This is a genomic window from Mesorhizobium sp. (genome assembly GCF_024509055.1).
Lineage (GTDB): Bacteria > Pseudomonadota > Alphaproteobacteria > Rhizobiales > Rhizobiaceae > Mesorhizobium.
The window spans coordinates 1-7,853 of the sequence record NZ_JANINM010000563.1 but is presented as its reverse complement, the minus strand read 5'-3'; the positions used below and the strand labels follow the sequence as shown (position 1 = coordinate 7,853).

Below are 7,853 nucleotides of genomic sequence, written 5' to 3'. Positions count from 1 at the left end.
CTTGCCCAAAGTCGCACGTGCCTGTGGGTGTCCGCCGATCCTCGAATGGTGAGGGAAATCGGTCAGGTAACTGGAGCCAACCACTCCAGTCGGTCTAGTGGCCAACCACAAGATCGAGGACACCTTGAAGCAACGACGGTGCGGGCCTTTCTGGTTCTCTGCCGGTTGTCCAAAGACCGGGGTTACTGAAGAGGCACACCTTCATTGCCGGCAGTGCGGAACGGGGTTCTCCCAATCCAAGCCAAGGCAGACAAAGCGAACCGAAGCCGGGCAAGGCTAGGTTCATCGCCGCGAGACGGCGTTTCATGGTTCCGGGGTCTCCACCGGCTGGTTCCATGGAATTTTCGTCCCGCCTTTGTTTGACCGCGTGTTCGCGAGGCCGACAGCCCGCGTCCACACCCTTGTGCGCGCCGAAAGGCGTGATGGAGAAACCCGATGGCTACCCAGCGCATCCTCGACTTCCTCGCCACCCGACGCCCGAACGGCCCCTGCCTCGTCGTCGACCTCGATGTCGTGCGCGACAATTTCCGCGCCTTCGAGAAGGCGTTGCCCGATTCCAAGATCTACTATGCGGTGAAAGCAAACCCGGCGCCGGAAATCCTGCGCCTCCTTGCTGCGATGGGCTCGTCCTTCGACACCGCTTCCGTTGCCGAAGTCGAGATGGCGATGGACGCCGGTGCGCCGGCGGACCGCATCTCCTTCGGCAACACAATCAAGAAGGAGCGTGACATCGCACGCGCCTACCAGCTCGGCATTCGCCTGTTCGCGGTGGATTGCGTCGAGGAGGTCGAGAAGATCGCCCGCGTCGCTCCCGGCGCGCGCGTGTTCTGCCGTGTGCTGACCGACGGCGAGGGCGCCGAATGGCCGCTGTCGCGCAAGTTCGGCTGCGTGCCGGCGATGGCCGTCGACGTGCTGCGTCATGCCAAGGGCCTCGGCCTCGACGCCTATGGCGTGTCGTTCCATGTCGGCTCGCAGCAGACCGATCTGTCGGCATGGGACCGCGCGCTGGGCGATGCCAAGAAGGTGTTCGCGACGCTCGCGGAGGAAGGCATCGTACTGAAGATGGTCAACATGGGTGGGGGCTTCCCGACCCGTTACCTGAAGGACGTGCCGGTGGCGCAGGCTTATGGTCAGGCGATCTTCTCGGCGCTGCGCAAGCATTTCGGCAACGCGCTGCCCGAGACCATCATCGAGCCGGGCCGTGGCATGGTCGGCAATGCCGGCGTCATCAAGTCGGAAGTCGTGCTGATCTCCAAGAAGGCCGACAACGACAACGTGCGCTGGGTGTTCCTCGACATCGGCAAGTTCGGCGGTCTCGCCGAGACGATGGACGAGGCGATCCGCTACCCGATCGTCACCGCCCATGACGGCGACGAGACGGCGCCCTGCGTGCTCGCCGGCCCGACCTGCGATTCGGCCGACGTGATGTATGAGAAGACGCCGTACCCGCTGCCGCTGTCGCTGACCATCGGCGACGAGGTGCTTATCGAAGGCACCGGCGCCTACACGACCACCTACTCGGCGGTCGCCTTCAACGGCTTCGAGCCGCTCCGATCCTACGTGATCTGAGGGCGGAAGCCCTCAGATCATCCCAGGCGGGCGCATGTCGCCCGCCCGGGCTCGCTTGTGGAACAGATCTCCGCTCGTGAAGGATCGCGGAAATGGAATACCTGATCAAATCGGCCGTTCCGGCCACTGAAATTGCCCCCTCGTCCGGACCGTCGGATGAGCTTTTCTCCGCGGGGGAGAAGAGCCCGATCGCGGCGCTGGCGCCCTCCCTTGCCCAACGGGCACAGGCTGGCTCGCGCGGCGCGCTGGACGAGGGGGCCGCCCAGGCGTCGGCCTTTGCCATCGTTGGCGAAGGCGCAGGCGACGTCGAGGCGCGTGAAGCGCTGCTCGATCGCGCCATGGGGCCGAAGCGCCGGAAGAAGTCGTCCGAGAAACTGCGGCGCGGCCGGCGGCCATCGGAAGGCCTGGCCTTCGTCGCGCGCGATCCATCAGGCGCGATCGTCGGCACGGTCCGCCTGTGGGACGTGAGGCTGGGCGAAGGCGGTCCGGCCGCGCTTCTGCTCGGCCCGCTCGCAGTCGAGCCGGGACTGAAGAGCGGCGGGATCGGCTCGGCGCTGATGCATCATGCGATTGCCGAAGCCGCCCGGCTCGGCCACGGCGCGATCGTGCTTGTCGGTGACGCGCCCTATTACGGGCGGTTCGGCTTCGCCGCCGACCGCACCGGCTCGCTCGCCATGCCTGGTCCTTACGAGCGGCACCGGCTGCTTGCGCTGGAACTGAAGGAAGGCGCGCTCGATGGCGCCATGGGCACGATCAAGGCCGCCGGCCGCAAGATCAAGGGGCACGCGCTGGGCTTCGCCGCCTGACGCGGCACAGGCTCGTTCCAGGGTCTGGAAACGAGAGCGGCGCCGCGCTTAGGTGCGGCGCCGCACAGAATTTTGGTGTACCGCGTTCAGCCGAGCAACTGGCTGAGCGCCATGGCCACCGTCATATCGCCCTCGACCTTCAGCTTGCCGGCCATGAAGGCCATGGTCGGGTTGAGGTCGCCGGCAATCAGCGAATCCAGGTCATCGAGCGAAAGCTTGATCGTGCAGTCGGTCGGGGCATCCGTTGTTGAAACGGTCGCGCCGTCGATGACGATGACGCCATCGCTGCCCGTGTCGAACTTGACCGAATGCTCGAAGCCCGCGCTCGACACACGCGACCTGATCTTATCGGCAATCTCCTGAACGCCCATGGCGGCTCTCCTCGTTGGTTGCGTTGACGCGCACCGGCCTTTGCGCCGCTGGGCGAGGTAGTGGCGGGCCGCGCGAATGCGACAACCGTTACCGGCGCATATAGCTGCGCGTTGACGTTAACGTCAATGCGGTCACCATGCGTCATGTCGCATCGGAAGCGAACAGGAAGCCGAACGGTGAGCCTTCGGCGAGAGATCAATGTGCGGGCGTAGGCTGGAACGGCTTGGTCATCGCAGCCGCGGTGTCGCCGGCATTCTTGCGGCGACGAATGGCGTTGTCTCGGATCTCGTCCTTGGACAGGAAATTGACCTGGTCGACCAGCACGTCGTGGACCAGGTCGGCGCCGACACGGGCGTTGATAGAGTCGCGGATAGCCTTGCGGAAGGCATCGAGATCGATCGTTTCCTTCTTGGTGAAATCGATCTGCGGATTGGCATAGAGATAGGTGTAGACCTGATCGGTTATCAGCGCCGATGCCGGGACCGACAGTTTCTTAATCTGCTCCGGCTCCACCGTGTAAACGAGCTTGGTGAGGAAGTAGCCGTCGATCCTGGCATCCCGGATGAGCGGCACCGAAATCATGTCTGTCTTGACGTAGTCGAGCCCGCCCAGCATCGGCTTCGGCGGCTCGCCGACGCCACGCTGGCCGGCTGCCTGGAAGGAATAGAAAACCGCGCCGAGCGTGACGGCGCAGATCCACAGCGCTGCGGCGATGAACTTGATCACCGGATCCTTCCTCGCGCCGTCACCATCTCACTCACGCCCGGGCAAATTCGACAGCCGAGTAGGTGCCGTCGGCGTCGGCGCGCTGGATGGCGCTCTTCAACAACGTGGCGACTTCGTTGACCGCGTTGAGATGGGCGAGGATCGCGGCCTCGTTCTTCGCCAGCTTCTGGCGCAGGCGCAGCAATCCCTCGCGATGCTGTTCGAGGAATTCGATCTCGTTGGCGCCTTTCAGGGCGCGGGTCAGCTCGTACAGATAGCGGCTCTTGCGCGCGTTCGAAGCCTTGAGGTCGTAGCTGGTTCCGCTGCGGATGCCCGCCGTTTCCTCGTCCACCGCCTCCTCGATGCGGCCGATGATGGCGGCGAGATTGCCCGGCCGCGCGGAGGCGGCTGGCGCTTCCGATGCGATGGTCCGTGCCGGCAGGTTCGAAAAGTCCGATTGGTCGGCCATAGAGGTCCCTAGATCTTGATGTCTGTTTTTATCGCCGCGTCGTCGCCGGTCATCGACCGCGCGGCCTTGCGCTCAAATTCCTCGATCATCGAGGTCGAAAGTCTCGTCTGCTGGTCGATCTCCGCCTTCTGCGGTCCGCCTGCGACCGGGCCGACCGGCACGGTGCGTTTGCCGTCGAGATAGTGGTCGGCAAGCATCGATTTCGCGATGCCGATGCCGCCGCGCTTCGCCATGACGTTGGCGAGCTGCTCAGCCATCTGCGATTTCCACATGTCGCCGGCGAGCCCCTTGCCATAAACGCCCTCGACGTCCTTCGGCATCATGTTCTGGAGAAAGGTCTGCAGCACCATTGCCTCGAAGTGCTGGTACTTTTTGGCCGGGTTCGATGCCTCCGCCTTGTCGGCCGACGCGCGCGAGAGCACCGAGCCGGCATCGACCGTCGCGGCCTGGTCAACAGAAAACGTGGCCGGAGCGCCGCCTACTCGTCTCGCGAGCTGTGCCCGCGCCGCCTCGACATCGGCCGGTTCCGCCGCGCGGGCAACGTCCATCACGATGTCGCTGGGGGGTGAAATCGCCAAGAAAGCACTGCCTTTTGCCGGGTTCCGTTAGTTGCACAATGGCTCAACAAGCTTGTGGCAGGCTTGCCAGCACGAAACCGTGATCCAAAGTTGTTTTTTTGGCCGTATGGCCAGAGGCTTCAGTCGGTTTTGGGACCTTGGCCTCGCGACCGAAGTGCGATGCGTATGGTCGACCGATTTTGAATTACAGGGCGAGGAGTTGCCGTCATAGAATTGGCGAGACTCGACTTTTCCGACGTATGTGAGGGTAGCGCCATCGACGTCGCATTCCAGGCCGTGACCTACGAGCTTTCCTGCCGTTTCTGCGTGATCAGTTCGAGCCGCTCGCGGTCGGAGCGCTCGCGCTCGTCGCGGCGGCTCGCGTCCTTGTAGGCGCGCTCGACCATGTTGGTGCGAGCGGTCGCAGTGGCGATCAACGCCGCTTCCAACCGAGCGTTCTCCAGATTCGTCTTCTGCTGGTCGAGGGCGTTGGCGATGCGGCGATGGTAGAGCTCCGGGAACACGTTGGCCAGCGAACTGTCGGTGTCGAAATGCTCGACGATCTGCCTGGCCTCGGCTTCGGCCGTGGCCGCCGCCGCGAGGAAGCCGGCATGGCGTGTCTCGTGCAGCGCCTTCAACTGCTCCTGCACCTTCACCAGCTTCTTCAGGCGGTCCTTGCGCGCGGTCATGTCTACCTCGCCAGTGTCAGGTCGACGAAGCCGTCGACGAACAGCGACAAAAGCGTGCCGATGGCGAAATAGAAGATGATCAGACCGCCAGCGATGACGAAGGGCAGCGAGATGAAATAGACCGGGATCTGCGGCGTCAGCTTGTTGACGAAGCCGATGGTCAGGTTGACCAGGATGGCATAGGCGACGAAGGGGCTGCCAAGCCGGATGACCAGGAAGAAGGCGTCCGAGATCGTGTCGGTGACGTCGACGAGAGCTGCCTGCGGGTTGAAGAAGACGTTCACCGGGGCGACCGTGTAGGAGGCGATCAGCGCCCTTATGATCTCGTGATCGAAGTCGAAGACGAAGAGCAGCAGCAGCGCCGAGAACGAGATGATGGCGGCGAGCGCCGCCTGCGGCTCGGGCTCCTCGATCGCCGGACCGCCGGTGCCGCCAAAGCCGATCATCATGGCCATTGCCGAACCCATGAAGCGCAGCGCTTCCATGTAGAGCCTGGTCATGGCGCCGATCAGCCCGCCGACCAGGATTTCGGAGATGATCATCGGCGCCAGGACCTGCGGGCGCGGGTCGACGTAAGGGTAGATGCGGTCCCAGAGGAAGGCGAGCAGGCCGCCGGTGGCGGCGATCGCCACGAACAGCCTGACCTGGAGCGGCACGCGGGCGCTGGACAGGCCCGGCATCAGCATGAAGCAGGCGCCGATACGGCAGAAGGCGAGAAAGGCGGCGATGACGACGCCTTGCGAGAGCGCGTTCACGAGATCGTCCCGAGCACCTTGATCTCGACGCCCTTGGCGATCTCGACATGGGAGAGCACCGGCAGCGTTGTGAAGAGCCGCTCGATGATCATGCGCACGTAAGGGCGGGCATCGGGCGCGGTGACGAGCACGAAACGCTCACCCGCTTCAAGGTGTTTGCGAATTGCCTTGGTCGCGTCCTGGCCGAATTCTTCAAGCTGGCGCGGATCGATGTCGAACTCGCGCACCTCGCCCTTGGCGTCGCGCTTGAGGCTCTGATGGAAGGCGAGGTCCCAGCGGTTGCCGAGCCGCAGCACCTTCAACATGCCTCCTTCGGAGAGGTCGCCGCAAATCTGCTGCGCCATGCGGATGCGCACGTGCTCGACGATCTGCTCGGTGCGGCGCACATGCGGCGCGATCTCTGCGATGGCCTCGATGATCAGGTGCAGGTTGCGGATCGACACGCGCTCGGCGAGCAGCAGCTTCAGCACCGCCTGCAGGCCCGGGTAGGAGATATGCGAGGTGCAGATCTCATCGGCGAGCTTGCGGTATTCGGGGTCGAGCCGCTCGAGCAATGCCTTCATGTCCTTGTAGGACAGAAGCTGCGGCAGGTTGTTGCGGATGACCTCGGAGAGGTGGGTGAGCAGCACCGACATGTTGTCGGCGAAGGTGAAGTTCTCGCGCTTCAGGTCCTCGGCGAAGGTTTCCAGCACCGAATAGGCGCGCATGCCGAAAGCCGGCTCGCGGATCTCCTCGCCCGGGATGTCGGGAATGCCGCGCGTGCCGAGCAGCACCATGATCTCGCCGACGCGCATCTGGTACTCGGCGACCACGGTGCCGTGGACCTTGATCTGGTAGCTCTTCGGCGGGATGGCGAAGTCGTCGGCGACGCGCACCTCCGGCACCACGAAGCCGTATTGCTGGGCGAATTTCTTGCGCATCTTCGACATGCGGAACACCAGTTCCTGATGCGACACCAGGAGCCGGGTCGAAAGCTGCTTGCCGATCAGCAGCTCGATCTCCGCTGTGGCGAGCGACGCCTTGACCGAGTTCTTCTCTTCCTCGGCCTTGTTCGCCTTCTCCTGGTTCTTGAGCGCCTCGGCGGCGGCGAGCTCGCGGTTGAGCCGCAACGGGATGACGTAACCGAGGCCGGCCATGGCGCCGGCGAGCGCGAAGAACGGGAACAACGGTAGACCCGGCATCAGGCCGAGGATGACCAACAGCGACGCCGCGACGAAGAGGGCGCGCGGATGGGCGCCGAGCTGGCCGAACACCGCCTGGTTGGCGGAGCCGCGCGTGCCACCCTTCGAGACCAGCATGCCGGCGGCGAGCGAGACGATGAGGGCCGGGATCTGGGTGACGAGGCCATCGCCGACCGACAGCTTGATGAAGACGTCGGCCGCCTGGCCGAGGCCCATGCCGTGGCGCAGATAGCCGATGGCGATGCCGCCGACGATGTTGATGGCGGTGATGATGAGGCCGGCGATGGCATCGCCGCGCACGAATTTCGAGGCGCCGTCCATCGAGCCGAAGAAGGAGGATTCCTCCTCCAGCTCGCGGCGGCGCAGCTGCGCCGTCTTGTCGTCGATCATGCCGGCCGAAAGATCGGCGTCGATCGACATCTGCTTGCCGGGGATGGCGTCGAGGGTGAAACGGGCGCCGACCTCGGCGATACGTGTGGCGCCCTTGGTGATGACGATGAAGTTCACCACGATCAGGATCATGAAGACGATGAGGCCGATGACGAAGTCGCTGGCCATCACCAGCCTGGAAAAGCCGGCGATGACATAGCCCGCGGCGTGCGTACCCTCGTTGCCGTGCGACAGGATCATGCGCGTGGTGGCGATGTTGAGCGACAGCCGCAGCATCGTTGCGATCAGCAGAACTGTCGGGAACGAGGAGAAGTCCAGCGGCCGTTGGATCCAGAGCGCAACCATCAGGATCAGCACCGA

The 7,853-nt window shown here is 64.2% G+C and carries 9 protein-coding genes; 2 read left to right on the top strand and 7 right to left on the bottom strand.

Going from position 1 to position 7,853, the window contains the following annotated elements; translation table 11 throughout:
- Positions 1 to 435 precede the first annotated feature (435 nt).
- Together odc2 and Q0L57_RS34105 are read left to right on the top strand one after the other, a co-directional pair.
- Complete coding sequence (gene odc2 / locus Q0L57_RS34110) at positions 436 to 1,569, top strand: ornithine/lysine decarboxylase (RefSeq protein WP_296747675.1); 1,134 nt, start codon at positions 436 to 438, stop codon at positions 1,567 to 1,569.
- Between the two features lie 92 nt (positions 1,570 to 1,661).
- Positions 1,662 to 2,375, top strand: coding sequence for a GNAT family N-acetyltransferase (locus Q0L57_RS34105; protein ID WP_296747673.1), 714 nt, complete (start codon positions 1,662 to 1,664; stop codon positions 2,373 to 2,375).
- 86 nt (positions 2,376 to 2,461) lie between these two features.
- Here the strand turns inward: Q0L57_RS34105 and Q0L57_RS34100 are convergent, their stop codons facing one another.
- The 7 genes from Q0L57_RS34100 to flhA all read right to left on the bottom strand — a co-directional run.
- Complete coding sequence (locus tag Q0L57_RS34100) at positions 2,462 to 2,746, bottom strand: SCP2 sterol-binding domain-containing protein (RefSeq protein WP_296747672.1); 285 nt, start codon at positions 2,744 to 2,746, stop codon at positions 2,462 to 2,464.
- A gap of 196 nt (positions 2,747 to 2,942) precedes the next feature.
- Complete coding sequence (locus tag Q0L57_RS34095; protein WP_296747671.1) at positions 2,943 to 3,473, bottom strand: hypothetical protein; 531 nt, start codon at positions 3,471 to 3,473, stop codon at positions 2,943 to 2,945.
- Between the two features lie 31 nt (positions 3,474 to 3,504).
- Positions 3,505 to 3,921 carry a hypothetical protein gene (locus tag Q0L57_RS34090; protein WP_296747669.1) on the bottom strand — a complete coding sequence of 139 codons (417 nt, stop codon included), beginning with the start codon at positions 3,919 to 3,921 and terminating at the stop codon, positions 3,505 to 3,507.
- Between the two features lie 8 nt (positions 3,922 to 3,929).
- The gene (locus Q0L57_RS34085) at positions 3,930 to 4,499 is read right to left on the bottom strand and encodes a rod-binding protein (protein ID WP_296747668.1); all 570 of its coding nucleotides are present in this window, start codon (positions 4,497 to 4,499) and stop codon (positions 3,930 to 3,932) included.
- A 281-nt stretch (positions 4,500 to 4,780) separates the two neighbouring features.
- Positions 4,781 to 5,167 (bottom strand): hypothetical protein, encoded by a 387-nt coding sequence (locus tag Q0L57_RS34080; protein WP_296747666.1) that lies wholly within the window; start codon positions 5,165 to 5,167, stop codon positions 4,781 to 4,783.
- A gap of 2 nt (positions 5,168 to 5,169) precedes the next feature.
- Positions 5,170 to 5,922, bottom strand: a complete 753-nt coding sequence (gene fliR / locus Q0L57_RS34075) for a flagellar biosynthetic protein FliR (protein ID WP_296747665.1) — start codon at positions 5,920 to 5,922, stop codon at positions 5,170 to 5,172.
- A partial coding sequence (flhA, locus tag Q0L57_RS34070; RefSeq protein WP_296747664.1) for a flagellar biosynthesis protein FlhA occupies positions 5,919 to 7,853 on the bottom strand: 1,935 nt, incomplete at its 5' end. The genes fliR and flhA, both read right to left, overlap by 4 nt.

Excerpts from the sequence above, each read along its gene's own strand:
- Q0L57_RS34100 (WP_296747672.1), bottom strand. The coding sequence starts at position 2,746 with ATGGGCGTTCAGGAGATTGCCGATAAGATCAGGTCGCGTGTGTCGAGC.
- Q0L57_RS34105 (WP_296747673.1), top strand. The coding sequence starts at position 1,662 with ATGGAATACCTGATCAAATCGGCCGTTCCGGCCACTGAAATTGCCCCC.
- Q0L57_RS34090 (WP_296747669.1), bottom strand. The coding sequence starts at position 3,921 with ATGGCCGACCAATCGGACTTTTCGAACCTGCCGGCACGGACCATCGCA.
- Q0L57_RS34080 (WP_296747666.1), bottom strand. The coding sequence starts at position 5,167 with ATGACCGCGCGCAAGGACCGCCTGAAGAAGCTGGTGAAGGTGCAGGAG.
- odc2 (WP_296747675.1), top strand. The coding sequence starts at position 436 with ATGGCTACCCAGCGCATCCTCGACTTCCTCGCCACCCGACGCCCGAAC.